Origin of the sequence: Microbacterium trichothecenolyticum (genome assembly GCF_030818955.1) — a bacterium.
Classification (GTDB): Bacteria; Actinomycetota; Actinomycetes; order Actinomycetales; family Microbacteriaceae; genus Microbacterium; species Microbacterium trichothecenolyticum_B.
Genome location: NZ_JAUTBF010000001.1, coordinates 3050674 through 3070118 on the forward strand (window position 1 = coordinate 3050674; position 19445 = coordinate 3070118).

A 19445-nucleotide genomic window follows, 5' to 3' on the forward strand; every position below is an offset into this window, starting at 1 on the left:
TTGGTCGCCCATGGTCTCCACCGGAACCGTCCCCACCTCCGCCTCGCCGGGCAAGACCGCCACGCGCCCCGGTGCCGTCATCGCCCTGCTCGTGATCGCCGCCTTCGTCGTCATCCTGAACGAGACGATCATGGGTGTCGCGCTGCCCGAGCTCATGCGCGAGCTCGACATCGCCGCCAGCACCGCCCAGTGGCTCACCACCGCGTTCCTGCTGACGATGGCCGTCGTCATCCCCACGACCGGCTTCCTCATCCAGCGCTTCCCGCTGCGCGCACTGTTCTTCACCGCGATGGGGCTGTTCACGCTCGGCACGGTCATCGCCGCCGTGGCTCCCGGCTTCGGCGTGCTGCTCATCGGGCGCATCGTGCAGGCCACGGGCACGGCGATCATGATCCCGCTGCTGTTCACGACCGTGCTCAACGTCGTTCCGGCGCACCGGCGCGGGCGCATGATGGGCCTCATCTCGATCGTGATCTCGGTGGCCCCGGCGGTCGGCCCGACCGTGTCGGGACTGATCCTGTCGGTGTTCCCGTGGCGCGCGATGTTCATCGTGATGATCCCCATCGCGCTCGTCGCGATCGCCCTCGGGGCCCGGTGGGTGCAGAATCTCACCGACACCCGCGGCGTGACCCTCGACATCCTGTCGGTCGTTCTCTCGGCCCTGGCATTCGGCGGGATCATCTTCGGGCTCTCCAGCATCGGTGAGGCCGCCGGCGGACACGAGATCGTGCCGGTGTGGATGCCGCTGGCGCTCGGCGCCCTCGCTCTCGTGGCGTTCGTCGTGCGTCAGGTGCGCCTGGGGGCGACCGACCGCGTGCTGTTGAACCTCGGTGTCTTCCGGCACTCGTCGTTCACGATCGCGGTGATCCTCGTCGTCGTGGCCATGACGACGCTGTTCGGCGTGCTGATCCTGCTGCCGCTGTACCTACAGAACGTCCTGGGCCTCGGGACGCTGCCCACCGGGCTCATGCTCCTGCCGGGTGGTCTCCTGATGGGACTCATGGCGCCGTTGGTCGGCAACCTCTTCGACCGCTTCGGTGCCCGCCCGCTCGTGCTTCCGGGGGCGATCGTGGCGAGTGTCGCCCTGTGGGGCTTCGCGACGCTGTCGACCGACACGTCGGTCGGGTTCGTCATCGCCGTGCACTGCCTGCTGAGTCTGGGCCTGGCGTTCATGTTCACGCCGCTCATGACCTCGGCGCTCGGGGCGCTGCCGCGTGAGCTCTACCCCCACGGCTCCGCGATCGTGTCGACCGTGCAGCAGCTCGCCGGTGCGGCGGGCACGGCGGTGTTCGTGACCCTGATGACGGTGGGGGCGGCGGCCTCGGCGGCGCAGGGGACGGACGTGGTGGATGCCACGGCCACCGGCATCCATTCGGCTTTCTTCGTCGCGGCGTGCCTGTCGGTCGCGGTGATCGTTCTCGCGGCGTTCGTGCGGACGCCGGCGCAGGGCGAGGAGTCCCCGGCCCCGTCGGGGAGCTGACTCAGGCGCCCGTGGACGCCCGGGCGACGAGCTCGGGCCGGTACCGCACGACGCGCGGCGCGGCGGACGGGTCGGCGATGCTCTCCAGGAGCAGGTCGACCGCCGTCGCGCCGATCGCGTGCGCGGGCTGACGGATGGACGACAGCGGCACAACGGTCGACTGGGCGAAGTCGATGTCGTCGTACCCGATGAGCGCGAGGTCGTCGGGCACGCGGATCGAGCCGAGGATCGTCGCGCCCTGCAGCACGCCCACCGCGAGCAGGTCGTTGGCGCAGAAGGCGGCATCCGGCCGATCGGCGCGGGCGGCGAGCTGCTCGCCGACCGCCCGACCGGCGAGCACCGTCAGTGCCGGTGTGGTGATGACCTCGAGGTGCGCGCGGGGGACTTCGGCGAGGGCGCGGCGCGCGCCGGCGAGACGATCGGCCACCTGACGGATCGACGGCGGGCCGCCGACGAAGGCGATGTGTCGTCGTCCCCGGGCCAGCAGGTGTCGCGTCGCGAGGTAGCCGCCCTCGACGTCGTCGACGGTGACGGCTGGAAGGTTCGCGGCGGGCGTCTCGCCGTCGACGAGGATCAGCGGGATCCCGGTCGAGGCCAGGACGGCGGAGTCGAGATCGCTGGGGGTGAGCAGCACGCCGCGCACGCGCTGCTCGCGGAAGAGGTCGAGGTAGGCCGACTCGCGGGCCCCGTCGTGGCCGCTGTTGCCGAGCAGAACGGTCATGCCGTTCTCGGCCGCGCGGTCTTCGGCGCCACGGGCGACCTCGGCGAAGAACGGGTTGCCGCTGTCGAGCACGATGAGTCCGAGGGAGCGGCTCTGTCCCGCGCGGAGCTGTCGCGCGGCGTCGTTGCGCACGAAGCCGAGGTCGTCGATGGCCTCGTGCACGCGCTCGACGGTCGACGGTGACACCTTCTCGGGGCGATTGAGCACGTTCGAGACCGTGCCGACCGACACGCCGGCGGCGGCGGCGACGTCTTTGATGCTCGGCGTCATCGCTTCTTCCCCCCGATTGTTGACGAACGCTGGGATACAGGTTACTCTCTGAAACGATTCACCGATTGGAACGATTCAACATCGAGTCGTCCGGGCCATGTGCGCCCCCTCCGTCGGTGGACGACCACAAAGGAGTGACATGACACACCGCGTCGCCTTCACGCTGCGCGTCAGACCCGACCTCGCCGACGCCTACGTCGCTCGGCACAGTCCGGTGCGCGCCGAGATGCTCGCCGAGATCGCCGCGGCGGGACGCCGCAACTACTCCCTGTTCCTCGATCGCGGCACCAGCACGCTCTTCGGCTACTACGAGACCGACGACGACGCCGCGGCCCGCGCCCACCTCGCGGCTTCGCCGATCGCCGCGGACTGGGAAGCCGAGATGGCCCCGTTCTTCGACGGCCTCGACGGTCGCCCCGACCAGGCCGCGACCTCCCTCGTCGAGGTGTTCCACCTCGCCGACCAGCTCGCGGACGCTGAGACCTCGGCATCCGCCCCGACCGAAAGCACCCGCTCATGACGACGCTGTCACCCGGCATCCTCGCCGCTCTCGAGAAGCAGGCCATCGAGCTGCCCTCGTGGGCCTTCGGCAACTCCGGCACGCGCTTTCGCGTGTTCCCCACGCCCGGCACTCCGCGCGACGTGTTCGAGAAGGTCGCCGACGCCGCCGAGGTCAACCGCCTCACCGGGCTTTCCCCGAGCGTGGCCCTGCACATCCCGTGGGACCTCGTCGACGACTTCGGGGCGCTCCGTCGTCACGCCGAAGACCTGGGCGTGCGTCTCGGCACGATCAACTCCAACACCTTCCAGGACGAGGACTACAAGTTCGGCGCCCTCACCCACCACGACGAGCGCATTCGCCGCAAGGCCATCGAGCACCACCTCGCGTGCATCGACGTGATGGATGCCACGGGCTCGCGCGATCTGAAGATCTGGCTCGCCGAGGGGTCGAACTACCCCGGTCAGAACGACATGCGCGACCGCCAGGACCGTCTGAACGATTCGCTGCGCCAGATCTACGCGCACCTCGGCGACGACCAGCGCCTGGTGCTGGAGTACAAGTTCTTCGAGCCGTCGTTCTACCACACCGACGTTCCCGACTGGGGGACGTCCTACGTGCAGGTGGCTTCGCTCGGCGACAAGGCCGTGGTGTGCCTCGACACCGGGCACCACGCGCCCGGCACCAACATCGAGTTCATCGTCATGCAGCTCCTGCGGCTCGGAAAGCTCGGCTCCTTCGACTTCAACTCCCGCTTCTACGCCGACGACGACCTCATCGTCGGTGCAGCGGACCCCTTCCAGCTGTTCCGGATCCTCGTCGAGGTCGTGCGCGGGGGTGGGCTGAACAACCCCGACGTGGCGTTCATGCTCGACCAGTGCCACAACATCGAGGCCAAGATCCCCGGGCAGATCCGCTCCGTGCTCAACGTGCAGGAGATGACCGCCCGGGCGCTCCTCCTCGATCGCGACGCGCTCGCCGCCGCGCAGCGCGAGAACGACGTGCTCACCGCGAACGCGGTCTTCATGGACGCGTTCTCCACCGACGTGCGTCCCGCCCTCGCCGAATGGCGCCAGTCGCGGGGCCTGCCCGCCGACCCGATGGGGGCGTACGCCGCCTCCGACTACCAGACCCGTATCGCCGCCGACCGTGTCGGCGGCACCCAGGCCGGATGGGGAGCTTGACCATGACCACGACCACCACGAAGCGCCCGCTGTCGGCGTGGAAGGCCACCATCGCCGTGGCCATGTCGAACTACATCGAGGCCGGTGCCATCATCGCCCTCGCGACCAGCCTCACCCTGTGGCAGGAGTCGTTCGGCTTCAGCGACGGCGTCGTCGGCGTCATCGCCGCGCTGTCGGCCAACGCCTTCGGCTCCGCGATCGGTGCCGCGATCGGCGGCCCTCTCTGCGACCGCCTCGGCCGCAAGTTCATCTACACCTACGACCTCATCGTGTTCATGCTCGGCGCCCTGCTCGTGGCTTTCTCGGGCAACGTCGTCGTGCTCATGATCGGCGTCATCCTCATGGGCATCGCGGTGGGCGCCGGGGTGCCGGCATCCTGGACCTACATCGCCGAGGAGGCGCCGAGCGAACAGCGCGCGGCCCACGTGGGCACGGCACAGCTGGCCTGGTCCATCGGCCCCGCCGTCGGGTTCCTGCTCGCCGTCGTGGTCGGCCCGCTGGGCCTGTGGGGCTCGCGCCTGATCTTCCTGCACCTGTTCGTCATCGCCGCGATCACCTGGTGGGTGCGCCGGGGTCTGCCCGAGTCGCGCCGCTGGAAGGAACAGCGCGCGGCTGCGACCAGCGCGGGGGAGCGCATCTCGTTCTTCAGCGGCCTCGCGGGGCTCCTGCGCGAGCGCAAGAACTGGACGGCGCTGCTGTTCCTGCTCGGCGTCTACGGCCTGTGGAACACCGTGGCGGGACAGGCCGGCATCTTCCAGCCGCGCGTGTACGACGCCTCGGGCCTGCACGACCCGGTGCAGCAGAACCTCCTGCAGGTGCTCGTGTGGACGCTCACCGCCGCGGCCACGTACTTCGGTTTCATGCGCTACGGCGACCGCGTCAGCCGCCGCTGGCTGTACTTCGGCGGCGCGGCCCTCGGCGTGGTCGCGTGGGCGGTGCTCATCTACGCCCCGCCGGGTCTGGGCTCGCTGCTGTTCTTCGCGGTCGCGTGGGGCGTCTCGGCCGGTGTCGGTGCGCAGGCGTTCTACGGCCTGTGGACGGCGGAGCTGTTCGCCACCCGGTACCGTGCGAGCGCGCAGGGCGTGCTGTTCATGCTCGCCCGCGTGATGGTGGGTCTGCTGAGCCTGGTGTTCCCGATCCTGCTCGCCCAGACGGGGCTGGCCGTGCTCGGGCTCATCATCCTCGCGCTGCTCGTAGCCGCGATGGTCATCGGCACCGTGTGGGCCCCGCGCACCGAGGGCAAGTCGCTCGAGCAGATCGAGCAGGAGCGCTACGGCGCGAACGTGCCCCTGTCCACGCCCGTGCCCCCGAACCTCTGATCGCTCTCTTCCAGGAGGACACTTCCATGACCAGCTCCACCGCTGCCGCCCTCGTCGCGCGCAGCAACCGCCTCGGCTCCGACCCGAAGGTCACCAACTACGCCGGGGGCAACACCTCCGCCAAGGGCACCGACATCGACCCCGTCACCGGGGAGCCGGTCGAGCTGCTCTGGGTCAAGGGGTCGGGCGGTGACTTGGGCACGCTCACCGAGAAGGGTCTCGCCGTGCTGCGGCTGGACCGTGTGCGCGCGCTCGTCGAGGTCTACCCCGGCATCGAGCGGGAAGACGAGATGGTGGCGGCGTTCGACTACTGCCTGCACGGCAAGGGCGGCGCCGCCCCCTCGATCGACACCGCGATGCACGGCCTCGTGGATGCCGCGCACGTCGACCACCTGCATCCCGACGCGGGCATCGCGATCGCCACGGCGGCCGACGGCGAGGAGCTGACGACGAAGATCTTCGGCGACAAGGTCGTGTGGGTGCCGTGGCGCCGCCCGGGCTTCCAGCTGGGGCTCGACATCGCGGCGATCAAGCAGAAGAACCCCCAGGCGATCGGAACCATCCTCGGCGGCCACGGGATCACGGCCTGGGGCGACACCTCCGAGGAGGCCGAGCGCAACAGCCTCTGGATCATCGACACGGCCCAGGCCTACATCGACGAGCACGGCGTCGCCGCGCCGTTCGGCGGTGTGCGCGCGGGATTCGCGGCCCTGCCCGAGGCCGAACGCCGGGCGAAGGCGGCGGCGCTGGCCCCGACGATCCGCGGCCTCGCCTCGACCGACAGACCGATGGTCGGCCACTTCACCGACAGTGACGTGGTGCTCGACTTCTTGGCATCCGAGAAGGCCCCCGCCCTGGCCGCGCTCGGCACGAGCTGCCCCGATCACTTCCTGCGCACGAAGGTCAAGCCGCTGCTGCTCGACCTGCCGGCCGACGCATCCGTGGAGGAGTCGATCGCGCGTCTCGGCGAGCTGCACGAGCAGTACCGCGCCGACTATCAGGCCTACTACGACGCGCACGCGGACGCCTCCTCGCCGGCCATCCGCGGAGCCGACCCGCTCATCGTGCTCGTGCCGGGCGTCGGCATGCTCTCGTACGGTGCGAACAAGCAGACCGCGCGCGTCGCGGGGGAGTTCTACGTCAACGCCATCAACGTCATGCGCGGCGCGGAGGCCCTGTCGACCTACGCTCCGATCTCGGATGCCGAGAAGTTCCGCATCGAGTACTGGGCGCTGGAGGAGGCGAAGCTGCAGCGGATGCCGAAGCCCAAGACGCATCAGGGACGCATCGCGTTCGTCACAGGCGCGGCATCCGGGATCGGCAAGGCCATCGCCACGCGCCTGGCCGCCGAGGGCGCGTGCGTCGTCGTCGCCGACCTCGACCTCGACAAGGCCCAGGCCGTCGCCGCCGAGCTCGGCTCGACCGACGTCGCGATCGGCGTCGCCGCGAACGTGGCGGATGCCGAGGGCGTGCAGGCCGCGATCGACGCCACCGTGCTCGCCTTCGGCGGCATCGACCTCGTCGTGAACAACGCCGGGCTCTCGCTGTCGAAGCCGCTGCTGGAGACCACCGAGAAGGACTGGGACCTGCAGCACGACGTCATGGCGAAGGGCTCGTTCCTCGTGTCGAAGGCCGCGGCGAAGGCGCTGATCGCGCAGCGGATGGGCGGGGACGTCATCTACATCTCGTCGAAGAACTCCGTGTTCGCGGGCCCCAACAACATCGCGTACTCGGCGACCAAGGCCGACCAGGCGCACCAGGTGCGTCTGCTCGCCGTCGAGCTCGGCGAGCACGGCGTCCGCGTGAACGGCATCAACCCCGACGGCGTCGTGCGCGGCTCGGGGATCTTCGCCGCCGGTTGGGGAGCCAACCGCGCCGCGACGTACGGCGTCGACGAGAAGGATCTCGGGCAGTTCTACGCCAACCGCACGATCCTCAAGCGCGAGGTCGTGCCCGAGAACGTCGCCGATGCGGTGTACGTGCTCACCGGCCCCGAGCTCTCGCGCACGACCGGCCTGCACATCCCCGTCGACTCGGGCGTCGCGGCGGCGTTCCTGCGGTGAGCGCGGCGGCGGAGGGCGCCGGAGCGAGGGCGGTGGCGGCCGTCGATCTCGGCGCGACCAGCGGCCGGGTGATGATCGGTCGCGTCGGGGCCGGGGTGCTCGAGCTCGAACAGGTCGCCCGTTTCGCGAACGGACCCGTCCAGCGCGCAGACGGGTGGCACTGGGACCTCGAGGCCCTGTCGGCGAACGTGCGGGCGGGCCTGGCCGAGGCGCTGCGCCGCGAGCCCTCGATCGAGAGCGTCGGCATCGACTCGTGGGCCGTGGACTACGGCCTGCTGGGCGCGGACGGCCTGCTCGCCGAGCCGTTCCACTATCGCGACGAGCGCACGGTCCGGGGCGTGGACGCCGTGCACGCGGTCGTGCCGTTCGAGGAGCTGTATCGCCGCAACGGGCTGCAGTTCCTGCCGTTCAACACGCTGTACCAGTACGCGGTCGACGCACGTCTCGCCGACGCCGAGGCGAGTCTGCTCATCCCCGATCTGTTGGCCGAGCGACTGACCGGCCGTCGCGTCGCCGAGCGGACGAACGCCTCGACCACCGGTCTGCTCGATCTGCACACCGGGCAGTGGGATCACGCGCTCGCCGAGGCGCTCGGCATCCCGATCTCCGTGCTGCCCCCGCTGGTCGACCCGGGGGAGACGATCGGGGCGGCGGGTGAGGTCGCCGGGCTCCCGGTCATCGCCGTGGGCTCGCACGACACCGCCTCGGCGGTCGTCGCCGTTCCGCTGTCCACCCCGCACGCGGCCTACATCTCGTGCGGCACGTGGGGGCTGGTCGGCCTGGAGCTTCCGGCGCCGATCGTGACGGATGCCGCCCGCGCGGCCAACTTCACCAACGAGGGCGGCGTCGACGGGCGCGTGCGGTTCCTCCGCAACGTCACGGGCCTGTGGCTGCTGAGCGAGACGGTGCGGGCCTGGTCGGAGGCGGACGGCGCCCCGGTCGATCTGCCGTCGCTGCTCGCTGCCGCCGCGGACGCGCCGACCCCCGCGCGGCTGTTCGACGCGGACGATCCCTCGCTCGCCGCCCCCGGGAACATGCCGGAGCGCATCGCGACGCTGCTCGGGATGCCGGCACCCGGTGCCGAGGCACGGCCCGCGTTCGTGCGCGTCATCATCGAGAGCATCGCCGAGGCCTTCGCCCGGACTGTGCGGGCGGCGGCGGATCTCGCCGGGCGCGAGGTCGATGTCATCCACCTGGTCGGAGGCGGGGCCCTCAACGCCCTGCTCTGCCAGGCCACCGCCGACCGCAGCGGCCTGCCGGTTCTCGCCGGGCCCGTCGAGGCGACGGCGCTGGGCAACGTCCTGGTGCAGGCGCGGGCCCTCGGCGCCTTCGGGGCCGATGCGTCGCTGGAGGACCTGCGGGCGCGCGTGGCGGAGACATTTCCTCCGCGGCGGTTCGATCCGCACCCCTGAACCCCCTTCCCGCCCCGTCGGGCGGGAACTACTATGTGGTCAGACCACACGAAAGAGAGAACTCCCATGGTCCAGCGCCAGCTGCCCAAGGTCGGCGAGCTCCTCGAGCTCATGCAGTTCAAGAAGCCCGAGCTCGACGCGCGTAAGCGCCGCCTCGACGCCGCCCTGACGATCGGCGACCTGCGCACGATCGCGAAGCGCCGCACGCCCAAGGCGGCCTTCGACTACACCGACGGTGCGGCCGAGGGCGAGCTGTCGCTCGATCGCGCTCGCCGCGCATTCGAAGACGTGGAGTTCCACCCCGACATCCTGCGTCCGGCCGCGCACGTCGACACCTCATGCGAGATTCTCGGGGGACCTTCCGCCCTGCCCTTCGGCATCGCCCCCACCGGCTTCACGCGTCTCATGCAGACCGAGGGCGAGACGGCGGGTGCGTCCGCCGCCGCCGCGGCCGGCATCCCGTTCACTCTGTCGACGCTCGGCACGACCTCGATCGAGGGCGTGAAGGCCGCGAACCCCGCAGGCCGCAACTGGTTCCAGCTGTACGTCATGCGTCAGCGCGAGATCTCGTTCGGGCTCGTCGAGCGGGCCGCCGCCGCCGGCTTCGACACGCTCATGTTCACCGTCGACACCCCGATCGCCGGGGCCCGACTGCGCGACAAGCGCAACGGATTCTCGATCCCGCCGCAGCTGACGCTCGGCACGATCGTCAACGCCATCCCGCGCCCGTGGTGGTGGTACGACTTCCTCACCACGCCGAAGCTCGAATTCGCCTCGCTCAGCACCACCGGTGGCACCGTGGGCGAGCTGCTGAACGCGGCGATGGACCCGACGATCAGCTACGACGACCTCGACGTCATCCGGGGCATGTGGCCGGGAAAGCTCGTGGTCAAGGGCGTGCAGAACGTGACCGACGCCGCGCGCCTGGTCGACCTCGGCGTCGACGGCATCGTGCTGTCCAACCACGGCGGACGTCAGCTCGACCGCGCGCCGATCCCCTTCCACCTGCTCCCGAACGTCGTGCGCGAGGTGGGCAAGGACGCCACCGTCATGGTCGACACCGGCATCATGAACGGCGCCGACATCGTGGCATCCGTCGCCCTCGGCGCGAAATTCACGCTCGTCGGCCGGGCCTACCTCTACGGCCTCATGGCCGGCGGGCGCCAGGGCGTCGACCGCACGATCGCGATCCTGCGCAGCGAGATCGAGCGCACGATGGCCCTGCTCGGTGTCTCCTCGCTCGCCGAGCTCGAGCCGCGTCACGTCACGCAGCTGACGCGCCTGGTGCCGGTGACGGCCCCGGGAGCGGACGCGCGCGTCTGACGCCGGGCACCGCGGCGGTGCGCAACCTCCGTGATGTGCGCATCCTCTGCGCGCTCGCGGCGACGGGGCTGAGGTTGTGCGCATCGCTGAAGTTGTGCGCGCTGCCGTGGGTGTGCGCATCCTCCGCGCGCTCCCGCGACGCGGCTGAGATCGTGCGCATCGCTGAGGTTATGCGCGCCCTCGGGTCGGCGGCGTCGTCCTACCGCGGCGGCGCCAGCAGGCCGCCCAGCGCGCCGAGCACATCGGCGAGCGGGATCGACGGCTCGAGCAGCCACTGCACCTGCAGCCCGTCCGAGGCGGCGATGAGGAGTGCGGCCACCTGGTCGGGGTCGCAGTCCGCGCGGACGCGGCCGTCGGCCTGCTCGGCGCGCAGGCGCTCGGCGAGCTCGGCGCGCAGGCGCGCGAAGCGCTCGGTGAAGTAGGCGCGGGCGGACGCGCTGTCGTCTTTCAGCGAGGCCGCGACGAGCGTCGTATAGAGCTCGACCAGTCCCGGTACCGAGGTGTTGTGGGCTGCGGCGTCGGTGAGCGACGACAGGGCGGTGGCGTCGGGAGCGGGCGGCGTCTGCCGGTTCGCGTGGTCGTAGACGGCGACGAGCAGCTGCTCGCGCGAGTCGAAGTAGTGCAGCAGGGCAGCGTGCGAGACGCCGAGCGCCCGCGCGATGCTCCGCAGTGAGGCGCCCTCGGCGCCGCGTTCGGCGAACACGTCGATCGCGCGATCGAGGATCTCCTGTCGGCGGGCGACGCCCTTCGTGTAGGCGCCCGAGCGGCCGAGGCGGTCGTGGGTCGCGGGTACGCCGTCGGGCGGGTGCGCGCCATCGAGCGGGTGCGCGCCCTCGGCGGCCTCGTCGTCCCGTGTCATCGGGCCAGTGTAGACGCGCAAAAAAGTGACCACTGGTTGGTTTGCTGGTAGCGTTCCCACAGGTGCCGATCGCGGCACCGTTCGACGACGAACGAGGAAGGCCCGATGTCGCTCCCCACCCCCTCCGTGCAGCTCTACACCCTGGTCGAGGAGTTCCGCGCCGACCCGGCCCGCTCGCTCGACAAGCTGGCCGCTCTCGGCCTGCGTCACGTCGAAGCCTTCGATTTCGTGAGTCGCCCGACCGAGATCCGCGCGGCCCTGGATGCCAGCGGCCTCACCGCGGCGACCGGACACGCGCCCCTGCTGTCCGACGAGCTATGGACGCCCGACGGCACGATCCCCACCCCCGAGCCGGAGGCCGTGCTGGAGGCGGCGGCGACGCTCGGACTGACCACGGTGATCGATCCCTTCGTCGAACCCGAGCGCTGGGCCACGGTCGACGGCGTGGCCGAGATCGGCGAGCGACTCAACGCCGTCGCCGACCTCGCCGCCACCTACGGGCTGGGCGTCGGCTACCACAATCACGCGCAGGAGTTCCTGCTCGACATCGACGGCGTGAGCGCCTTCGAGTACGTCGTCGCCCACACCGACGAGCGCGTCGCGATCGAACTCGACCTGTTCTGGGCGCTCACCGGTGGGCAGGACGTCCCCGCCCTGGTGCGGCGCCTCGGCTCGCGCCTGCTCGCGGTGCACGTCAAAGACGGTTTCGTCCCCACCGAGAACCCCTTCGCCCCGGGTGCCGACCGCGACGTGACGCGTCACCTCGACCAGCGCCGCCCCGGAGAGGGCCAGGTGCCCGTCGTCGAGGCCATGCGGGCGACGGATGCCGTGCGCTGGGCCGTCATCGAGTACGACCGGTCGCCCGGCGACGTGTTCGACGACATCGCCGCGAGCTACGCGTTCCTGCTCGAGAAGGGCCTCGCGGCGTGAGCGGTCCCGTCGGCGTCGGCGTCATCGGAGCCGGCGTCATCAGCGACACCTACCTGACGAACCTCACCTCGTTCCCCGACGTCGCCGTCGTGATCGTCGGCGACCTGCACACCGAGCGCGCGCGGGCGCGGGCCCAGCAGCACGGCGTGCCGTCGTGGGGTACCGCCGACGACGTGCTGGCCCACCCCGACGTGCAACTCGTGGTGAACCTCACCGTTCCCGCCGTGCACGTCGAGGTCTCGGCCGCCGCGATCGCCGCGGGCAAGCACGTCTGGACCGAGAAGCCGCTGGGGCTCGACCGCGAGAGCACCGCGCGGCTGTTGCGGGATGCCGATGCGGCGGGGCTGCGCATCGGCTCCGCCCCCGACACCCTCCTCGGGCCGGGCTTCCAATCGGCCAAGCGCGCCCTCCTGGCCGGGGCCATCGGCGAACCCCTGTTCGCGCAGGCGTCGTTTCAGACGCAGGGGCCCGACCTCTGGCATCCGGGACCGCAATTCCTCTTCGCTCACGGGGCCGGTCCGTTGCTCGATATGGGGCCCTATTACGTCAGCGCGCTGGTGAGCCTGCTCGGTCCGGTCGACCGGGTCGCCGCCATCGGCACACGCGCGCGTCGACGACGGCGCATCCACACCGGTCCCGCTGCGGGCGAGGTCTTCGACGTCGAGGTCCCCACGACCGTGCAGCTGATCGCGGCGTTCGAGAACGGCCTGCAGGCGCAGGGGCAGTTCAGCTTCGACTCGGCACTCGAGCGGCACGGCGTGCTCGAGGTGCACGGCACCGAGGGCACGCTCGTGCTCCCCGATCCCAACCACTTCGAGGGCGTCATCGCGCGCGTCGAGCCGCTCGGGGTGCTGCTCGACGACGAGCGTCCCGAGCAGCCGTGGATCGACGTGCCGCAGGAGGGCGTCGTCGTCGGTCGCGGGCTCGGCGTGCTCGACATGGCGCGTGCGATCGCGCAGGACCGGTCTCACGTGGCCACGGGAGAGCTCGCGTATCACGTGCTCGACGTGCTGCTCTCGGCCGAGGAGTCCGCCGCCGGAGCCGGGTTCGTCACCGTGCGCAGCACGCTCGACCAACCGGTGCCCGTGGTGCCGAGCGAACTCGACCCGTTCGCCCGCACGCTGTGACGGCGTCCTCGGGCGGCGTCATCGGCAGTAGGGCCGCCCGAGGATGAACAGCCGCCCCCCGATCGCGACCGATTCCGAAGACTCGGCGCTCCAGCGCTCCGCGACGTTGACGCGGACCGTGACCCGATACGACGACAAGAGCGCGTAATAGCGGTCGGTGGGTACGCGCGTCGAGCGCGTCGAGGGCGAGAGGTTCTGCGCGACGACCTCGCCGTCGACCAGGAGGTCGAAGCTGCGAGGCTGCCATCCGTCGTACGTCCACGAGATCACGGCACCGCTGTTGCCGTTGTTGGCGCAGGCGATCGCCCACGGTGCCGTCACGCGACCGGCATCGACGCGCGCGAACGCCCACGTGTCCTCTCCGAGCGCCGCCCACGCCGGGGTTGCCGCGAGGCCGCTGGTGAGCGCCACCGCCGCGACGATCCCCGCCGCCCGGCGAGCCCGTCGGGTCGTCGGGACGGCCGGCGTGTCGCCCGCGGTCGTGGTCACGGGGGGAGGGGCGTTGTCGTCGCCCTCCTCGTCTTCGCCGCGTCGCAGGGCGATACTCAGGCACAACAAGAACCCCACCGCGGTCGCCGCCAGGGGCGCGATCTCTCCCGTGCGCAGCCACACGATGGGCAGACCCACCCACGGCACCCGCAGCACCCCGATGCCCAGGGCGGCATCGGGGTGCAGCGGCGACGTGTCGGCCGACGGGTTGGCATCGCCCTTGGTGATGAACGATCCGTCGTCCGTCACCTCGACGAGACGGTGCAGCCGCAGGCGGTCGGGCCAGTCGGGGTCGCGTGCCAGCAGAACTCGGCCGGGCACCATCTGCGTGCGGTCGGCGGGCTTGGCGACCACGACATCGCCCGCGTCGATGGCCGGGGTCATCGACGCGGTCATGACCGTGGTCGGCGACCACCCGAGCACGACGGGTGCCGCCGCCCAGAAGCCCAGGGCCAGGACCATCGTGATCGCCGCCCGCGCCGCCGCCACCATGGCGACGACGATCGTGCGCCCCACGCGCATCGGCTCAGCTGTTCTGGGCTTCCCAGACGAAGGACGTCGCGGCGGTCCCGCCCTGCACGCCGTTCGCCGCGTCGGAGACGAGCTGCCATGTGATGCGGAAGGTGCGGGTCTCGCTGCCCGTGCCGGTCGGGCTCCACGTGGTCGCCCCGTTGCCGAACGAGGTGTGCGCGCCGGTGAATCCGGCGAGGCGCCCATCGAAGACGGTGGACTGCGACGAGAACCCGGTGCACGAGCCGTACCCGCCGCCGACGCCCTGCTCGATCTTCAGCGTCAGGTTGTCGGCGAGCCCGTTGGTGCTGCTGACGTTGGCGGCATACAGGCGCACCTGCGAAGCGAGCGTGCCGGTCGAGGTGACGGCGATGCAGTTCTGGCCACCGTCGCCCGGCTTGGCGTTGGTGGCGCTGAACAGTGCGCGACCGGCGTCGTCGTCGTCGATCTGGACGGTACCGGCCCGCCAGTTGTTGCCCTCGTTCGAGGTGGTGCCGCTGAAGGCGGCGTACGAGCTGGTCGACACCAGCACGCCCGCCGCGATGACGGCGGCGGGAATCGCGATCACGGTCGCGATGCGAGAGGAACGGCGAGTGAGCTTCGGCATGGACAATCTCCCGACGAGAGTGACGGTGCGTGGACAGGCAGCACAGTAGAAAAACGCCCAGCCACACGCGTGACACGCCCCCCTCTTGACAATCCCCCTTCACCATGCATGTATTCACGAGAATGGAGGCGTCGTCCGGTGCGGCGGGTGTCGGTGTCCCGTTCCGCCCGCCGACCACGGTGCCGGTGTTCCGTCCCGCCCGCCGACCACGCATAAACGCTTCTCGCGCGCATAAACGCGCTCTGCACGTGTTTCTGCGCGCGGATAGCGTTTATGCGTGGCGTGGCGTGGCGTGGCGGTGGCGCGGCGTGGCGGCCTCGACCGGCCGCGGGTGCGCGCGGCGTCAGGCGCCGTGGCGCGGGCGCGGGTTCATGCGCGGCTCGCGCTCGCCCGGCGGCAGGGGCAGCGGGGTGGTGCCGGCGACCTCGTCGCTGAAGTCCTCCGGCTCGGGCGTGACGGTGTGCAGCGGCTGCGTCTCGTTCTACCGTGAGGCGGAACCGCCGAGTCTCGTGGCGGTGCACGCGGCCCGAGGCGAGCGTCCAGGTCGCGCCGATCCCGCACGCCACGAAGGCGACGGCGGCGGCGAGGCCGATCGCCACGCGCGGGCCGAACTCGCCGGCGACGGCACCCACGATGGGGGCGCCGACGGGAGTTCCCCCCAGCAGGATCGCCATGTACAGCGCCAGCACTCGCCCCCGCAGGGCGGGGTCGGTGGTCGTCTGCACGTATCCGTTCGCGGTGGTCAGGGTGGTCACGACCATGAAGCCGGTGATCACCAGGGTCGCCGCGTACGCGCCGTAGCTGGGTGCGAAGACCGAGAGAGTGGATGCCACGGCGAAGCCGCCGGTGCCCAGGATCACCACGCGCATCCGCGCACGCTCGCGGCGAGCGGCGAGCAGTGCGCCCGTCAGCGACCCGATCGCCACGAACGAGCTGAGCAGTCCGAACCCGTCGGCGCCGCGACCGAACTCCAGCGCCATGGTCGAGGCGAAGATCGGGAAGTTCATGCCGAAGGCCCCGAGCAGGAACACCATCACGAAGGTCACGACGAGGTCGGGACGCCGGGCGACATAGCGGAAGCCGTCGGCGAGGCGGGCGGGGCCGCCGCGTCGATGGTGCACGACGAGTTCGTGCGGGCGCATGGCGAGCAGCGCGCCGATCATCGCCAGGAACGTGAACGCGTTGACGAGGAACACCCACCCGGTACCGACGACGACGATCATCACGCCCGCGACGGCCGGGCCGATCAGTCGGGCGGTGTTGAACGACGCGGCGTTGAGGGCGACCGCGTTGGAGGCGTTCTCTTGGGCGACCAGATCGGAGACGAACGCCTGCCGCGCGGGATTGTCGAAGGCGGTCACCACGCCCAGGGCGAGCGCGAATCCGTACATCAGGGGAAGAGTCATCGCGCCGGTGAGCAGCAGGATGCCGAGGGCGACGGCGAGCAGCAGCAGGGCCGCCTGCGTGCACATGATGAGTTTGCGCCGATCGAAGCGGTCGGCCACCCAGCCGGTCACGCTCACCAGCAGCAGCGGAGGGGCGAACTGCAGAGCCATGGTGACGCCCATCGCGGCGGCGTCGTTGTCGGTGAGCTGCGTGAGCACGACCCAGTTCTGCGCCGTGGCCTGCATCCATGCGCCGACGTTCGAGACGAGTGCGCCGAAGAACCACACGCGGTAGTTGAAGATCGACAGCGACCGGAACATCGAGGTGCTCATCGCTCGGCCATCTTCCTCATGATCTCGGCCGCGCGCGCCAGGGCCTCACGCTCGTCGGGGGCGAGGCTGCTCAGGGCCTCCTCCAGCCACGCGTCGCGGCGGCGCACGGTCTCGTCGACCACTGCGCGTCCGTCGTCGGTGAGGTCGATCGTGACTTTTCGCCGGTCGACCTCGTCGGGCGTGCGCGTGAGGTAGCCGGCGTTCTCGAGCAGTGTGACCGTGCGGTTCATCGACGGTGCGGTGACCCGCTCGCGGTCGGCCAACTGGCCCAGGGTGTGCGCGCCGTGCACGGTGAGGGCCGCCAGGACGGCGAACTGTCCGTCGCTCATGGTGTCGACGGCGCGTTGCGCTCGCAGGCGCCGCGCGAGGCGGAACGTCGCCATGCGCAGGTCGGATGCCGCGGCGCTGAGGTCGGGGGCCGGGGTGCGGGCGAACGTCAGGTCGGGGAGGGGGGATGCGTCGACGCTGTCATTCATGTTCGTGATAGTTAGCATAGCTCATTAGCGTTGCTAACAAAAGACGGCGAGGGTGGAACGTCGCCACGAACGCCTTATGCACACGGGAGAGGCCCGTGTAAAGCCCCCCTTTCCCGGCCGGTCCGATGCGTAACCTGGCCGCGACGTGTCGTTCGACGGGCGCCCACGTCGTTTCTCGCCGCCCGTTCCCCTGCCGTGGACGATCACGTCGGTGATCAACGAGTCAGCCGGGAGGCGAAACGTGTCGCCACATCCCTCGCCGTCGTCGTCGATCTTCCTGGTCGGCGCGTCCGGTCTCGTGCTGGCCGGCGGAGTGTTGTTCGCCGTCCACCTCTCGCAGAACCCGCCCGCGGCCTGCGCGCACGTGGTGGTGGCCGGTCTCTGCCTCGTATCCGCCTCGCTCTACGCGGTGGTCTGGGGTGCCCTCCGTCTCCGGCGCCCACCGCGTCCCCCACGGGGCCCGAACCGCGACGAGTCGCACGCTGCGCCGAACGCCTCGAGCGCCGCTGTGCGGCCGGTCGATACGCTGCAGGTCGCCTCTCGACACCGCGGCTGGTGACCCCGAAGAGCCCCCTGCCTAGACTCGGCCCATGCCCGAGTTCGTCGACGCCTACGGGATCACGATCGTCTACGACGCGTACGAGGCCGAACGCCCCCGGGCGGTCGTGCACCTGCTGCACGGTGTCGGCGAGCACGCGGGGCGGTACGCCGCCCTTGTCGCCGCACTCGTGGCTGAGGGGTACACCGTCTACGCCGACGATCATCGCGGTCACGGGCGCACGGGCCTCGGTCAGTGGGGTGGCGATCACGGCAAGCTGGGCCGTCTCGGCCCCGGCGGCCTGGGTGCGGCGCGCGACGCCGTCTGGACCCTTTGCCAGCGCATCCGCGAGCAGCACCCCGATCTTCCGCTCGTGCTCCTCGGACACTCGTGGGGGTCGTTCCTCGCGCAGATGCTGCTGAACCGGCATCCGGATTCCTTCGACGCGGTCGTACTGAGCGGATCGGCCCTGCGCTGGCCCGGTTCGCTGAACGCGGGCGATCTCAACGCCCCGTGGAAGCACCTGCGGGGTTCGGGCATGGAGTGGCTCTCGAGCGATGAGCAGATCGGACGCGACTTCGTCGCCGACCCGCTCACGACGTCGGTGCCGCTGCGCACGCTGTTCGGCCCGGTCGAGGCGGCGAAGCTGTTCGGGCGCCCCCGGCGCGATCTCGGTCGCGACGTTCCCCTCCTCCTCCTGGTGGGGCGCGACGACACCGTCGGAGGTCCGCGAAGCGTTCACCGTCTCGCTGACGCCTACCGGCAGCGCTCCGGGCTGACCGACGTGACGACCCTGGTGTATCCGGGTGCCCGCCACGAGATCTTCGCCGAGGCGTGCCAGGCCGAGGTCCGCGCCGATCTGCTCGCCTGGCTCGACGCGCGGCTGCCCGCGCGTCTCTGACGCGGCGCGCTCATCGCACCGGAGGGGCGCGGTCCCTCGCCGTGGCCGCCGCGTCGCGCGGGGGTCAGCCCGCGGCATCCGTCGCCCGCGCCGCCACGATCTGCAACGCTCGCAGCACGCGGCGGACCGCGGCGTAGGCCAGGGCATCGGGGCGCGCGAGGGCATCGACGTGTCGTACGAGCGTCAGATCGGACAGTGGGCGCAGCACGAGGCCGTCGACGGCGAGCGGGATCGCGGTCGTTCGCGGCATGACGGCGATCGCGGCTCCCGCGCGCACGACCTCGGCGGTGACCGAGAACTCGTTGATGCGGTGGGCGATCTCGAGCGGGCGTCCGACGTGCGCGGCCAGGTGGTCGAGCACGCCCGCGAGCGGGAAACCCGGGTGCACCGACACCCACCGCTCCTCGGCGAGGTCGCGGGCGACGAGCCGCTCCCGCGCTGCTAGCGGGTGCGCCGCGGGCAGCGCGATGTCGAGGGGCTCGGTCAGCAGTTCGGTGGCCACCACGCGTCCGCGCGGCCAGGGGGCGTCGTGGGCGAGCCGGTGGGCGACGACGAGGTCGTGATCGGCCGTCAACCCGGGAAAGTCGCGGTGCGCGACGTCGGCATCGGCGAGGTGCAGGGGAGGGATGCCGTCGAGCTCGCGCAGCAGCGGACCGAACAGCGCGAGCCCGGCGCTGTGGAATGCCGAGACCCGTACCGGCCGATCGGTGTCGTCGAGGAACGCGCCCACCGCCTCGCGTGCGGCGGTCAACGCCTCGTCGACCCGGGTGCCCGCCGCGGCCAGCGCCTCGCCCGCGGGAGTCAGGACGAGCACCCGCCCCCGTCGTGTCGTGAGGGGCACGGGCACGCGTGCCTGAAGGCTGGCGATCTGCTGCGACACCGCCGACGGCGAGACGCGCAGGGCCTGGGCGACGGCGGCCACGCTCCCGCGGTCGGCGAGCTCGCGGAGCAGGCGGAGGTGTGCGGCATCCATAAGTGTGAACTTACGTCACGATGAAGAACCTCGCGCTTGTTCTTCC

General features: G+C 71.0%; 17 protein-coding genes and 1 pseudogene. 11 read left to right on the forward strand and 7 right to left on the reverse strand.

Annotated elements, in window-relative coordinates; genetic code table 11:
* Positions 1-10 precede the first annotated feature (10 nt).
* Entirely contained in the window at positions 11-1480 is a 1470-nt protein-coding gene (locus QE412_RS14435) for an MDR family MFS transporter (RefSeq protein WP_307485278.1), read from the forward strand.
* 1 nt (position 1481) lies between these two features.
* On the opposite strand, the gene QE412_RS14440 is transcribed toward QE412_RS14435, so the two are convergent.
* Complete coding sequence (locus QE412_RS14440) at positions 1482-2471, reverse strand: LacI family DNA-binding transcriptional regulator (protein ID WP_307485281.1); 990 nt, start codon at positions 2469-2471, stop codon at positions 1482-1484.
* 139 nt (positions 2472-2610) lie between these two features.
* On the opposite strand from QE412_RS14440, the gene QE412_RS14445 reads away from it, so the two are divergent.
* From QE412_RS14445 to QE412_RS14470, 6 genes are all read left to right on the forward strand, one after another.
* Positions 2611-2991, forward strand: coding sequence for an L-rhamnose mutarotase (locus tag QE412_RS14445; protein ID WP_307485284.1), 381 nt, complete (start codon positions 2611-2613; stop codon positions 2989-2991).
* Positions 2988-4154 carry an L-rhamnose isomerase gene (gene rhaI / locus QE412_RS14450; RefSeq protein ID WP_307485288.1) on the forward strand — a complete coding sequence of 389 codons (1167 nt, stop codon included), beginning with the start codon at positions 2988-2990 and terminating at the stop codon, positions 4152-4154. Before QE412_RS14445 ends, rhaI begins: the two co-directional genes overlap by 4 nt.
* 2 nt (positions 4155-4156) lie before the next feature.
* Complete coding sequence (locus QE412_RS14455; RefSeq protein WP_307485292.1) at positions 4157-5473, forward strand: MFS transporter; 1317 nt, start codon at positions 4157-4159, stop codon at positions 5471-5473.
* Positions 5474-5499: 26 nt separating this feature from the next.
* Positions 5500-7536, forward strand: a complete 2037-nt coding sequence (locus QE412_RS14460; RefSeq protein ID WP_307485296.1) for a bifunctional aldolase/short-chain dehydrogenase — start codon at positions 5500-5502, stop codon at positions 7534-7536.
* Positions 7537-7568: 32 nt separating this feature from the next.
* Positions 7569-8948 carry a rhamnulokinase gene (locus QE412_RS14465; protein ID WP_307485299.1) on the forward strand — a complete coding sequence of 460 codons (1380 nt, stop codon included), beginning with the start codon at positions 7569-7571 and terminating at the stop codon, positions 8946-8948.
* 66 nt (positions 8949-9014) lie between these two features.
* Positions 9015-10271, forward strand: a complete 1257-nt coding sequence (locus QE412_RS14470; RefSeq protein ID WP_307485301.1) for an alpha-hydroxy acid oxidase — start codon at positions 9015-9017, stop codon at positions 10269-10271.
* 199 nt (positions 10272-10470) lie between these two features.
* On the opposite strand, the gene QE412_RS14475 is transcribed toward QE412_RS14470, so the two are convergent.
* Complete coding sequence (locus QE412_RS14475; protein ID WP_307485303.1) at positions 10471-11130, reverse strand: TetR/AcrR family transcriptional regulator; 660 nt, start codon at positions 11128-11130, stop codon at positions 10471-10473.
* Between the two features lie 105 nt (positions 11131-11235).
* On the opposite strand from QE412_RS14475, the gene QE412_RS14480 reads away from it, so the two are divergent.
* Positions 11236-12060 (forward strand): sugar phosphate isomerase/epimerase family protein, encoded by an 825-nt coding sequence (locus QE412_RS14480; RefSeq protein WP_307485307.1) that lies wholly within the window; start codon positions 11236-11238, stop codon positions 12058-12060.
* Positions 12057-13187 carry a Gfo/Idh/MocA family protein gene (locus QE412_RS14485; protein ID WP_307485310.1) on the forward strand — a complete coding sequence of 377 codons (1131 nt, stop codon included), beginning with the start codon at positions 12057-12059 and terminating at the stop codon, positions 13185-13187. Before QE412_RS14480 ends, QE412_RS14485 begins: the two co-directional genes overlap by 4 nt.
* A gap of 18 nt (positions 13188-13205) precedes the next feature.
* Here QE412_RS14485 and QE412_RS14490 read toward each other — a convergent pair whose 3' ends face one another.
* From QE412_RS14490 to QE412_RS14505, 4 genes and pseudogenes are all read right to left on the reverse strand, one after another.
* Positions 13206-14192, reverse strand: a complete 987-nt coding sequence (locus QE412_RS14490) for a hypothetical protein (protein WP_307485314.1) — start codon at positions 14190-14192, stop codon at positions 13206-13208.
* Positions 14193-14202: 10 nt separating this feature from the next.
* Positions 14203-14754 (reverse strand): hypothetical protein, encoded by a 552-nt coding sequence (locus QE412_RS14495; protein WP_307487229.1) that lies wholly within the window; start codon positions 14752-14754, stop codon positions 14203-14205.
* Positions 14755-15136: 382 nt separating this feature from the next.
* Positions 15137-16499 (reverse strand): annotated as a pseudogene (locus QE412_RS14500) (MFS transporter).
* Positions 16500-16507: 8 nt separating this feature from the next.
* Positions 16508-16987: a MarR family winged helix-turn-helix transcriptional regulator gene (locus QE412_RS14505; RefSeq protein ID WP_373426553.1), complete on the reverse strand. Its 480-nt coding sequence runs from the start codon at positions 16985-16987 to the stop codon at positions 16508-16510.
* A 241-nt stretch (positions 16988-17228) separates the two neighbouring features.
* Here QE412_RS14505 and QE412_RS14510 point away from each other — a divergent pair, with 241 nt between their 5' ends.
* On the forward strand, positions 17229-17546 hold the full coding sequence (locus QE412_RS14510; RefSeq protein WP_307485316.1) for a hypothetical protein: 318 nt from the start codon (positions 17229-17231) through the stop codon (positions 17544-17546).
* 31 nt (positions 17547-17577) lie between these two features.
* Positions 17578-18426: an alpha/beta fold hydrolase gene (locus QE412_RS14515; protein ID WP_307485318.1), complete on the forward strand. Its 849-nt coding sequence runs from the start codon at positions 17578-17580 to the stop codon at positions 18424-18426.
* 64 nt (positions 18427-18490) lie between these two features.
* Here the strand turns inward: QE412_RS14515 and QE412_RS14520 are convergent, their stop codons facing one another.
* Positions 18491-19399: a LysR family transcriptional regulator gene (locus QE412_RS14520; protein ID WP_307485322.1), complete on the reverse strand. Its 909-nt coding sequence runs from the start codon at positions 19397-19399 to the stop codon at positions 18491-18493.
* Positions 19400-19445 lie beyond the last annotated feature (46 nt).

Coding starts and splice junctions, on each gene's coding strand:
- QE412_RS14455 (WP_307485292.1), top strand. CDS start 4,157: ATGACCACGACCACCACGAAGCGCCCGCTGTCGGCGTGGAAGGCCACC.
- QE412_RS14470 (WP_307485301.1), top strand. CDS start 9,015: ATGGTCCAGCGCCAGCTGCCCAAGGTCGGCGAGCTCCTCGAGCTCATG.
- QE412_RS14460 (WP_307485296.1), top strand. CDS start 5,500: ATGACCAGCTCCACCGCTGCCGCCCTCGTCGCGCGCAGCAACCGCCTC.
- QE412_RS14505 (WP_373426553.1), bottom strand. CDS start 16,987: ATGAATGACAGCGTCGACGCATCCCCCCTCCCCGACCTGACGTTCGCC.
- QE412_RS14435 (WP_307485278.1), top strand. CDS start 11: ATGGTCTCCACCGGAACCGTCCCCACCTCCGCCTCGCCGGGCAAGACC.
- QE412_RS14520 (WP_307485322.1), bottom strand. CDS start 19,399: ATGGATGCCGCACACCTCCGCCTGCTCCGCGAGCTCGCCGACCGCGGG.
- QE412_RS14480 (WP_307485307.1), top strand. CDS start 11,236: ATGTCGCTCCCCACCCCCTCCGTGCAGCTCTACACCCTGGTCGAGGAG.
- QE412_RS14445 (WP_307485284.1), top strand. CDS start 2,611: ATGACACACCGCGTCGCCTTCACGCTGCGCGTCAGACCCGACCTCGCC.
- QE412_RS14440 (WP_307485281.1), bottom strand. CDS start 2,471: ATGACGCCGAGCATCAAAGACGTCGCCGCCGCCGCCGGCGTGTCGGTC.
- QE412_RS14475 (WP_307485303.1), bottom strand. CDS start 11,130: ATGACACGGGACGACGAGGCCGCCGAGGGCGCGCACCCGCTCGATGGC.
- rhaI (WP_307485288.1), top strand. CDS start 2,988: ATGACGACGCTGTCACCCGGCATCCTCGCCGCTCTCGAGAAGCAGGCC.
- QE412_RS14515 (WP_307485318.1), top strand. CDS start 17,578: ATGCCCGAGTTCGTCGACGCCTACGGGATCACGATCGTCTACGACGCG.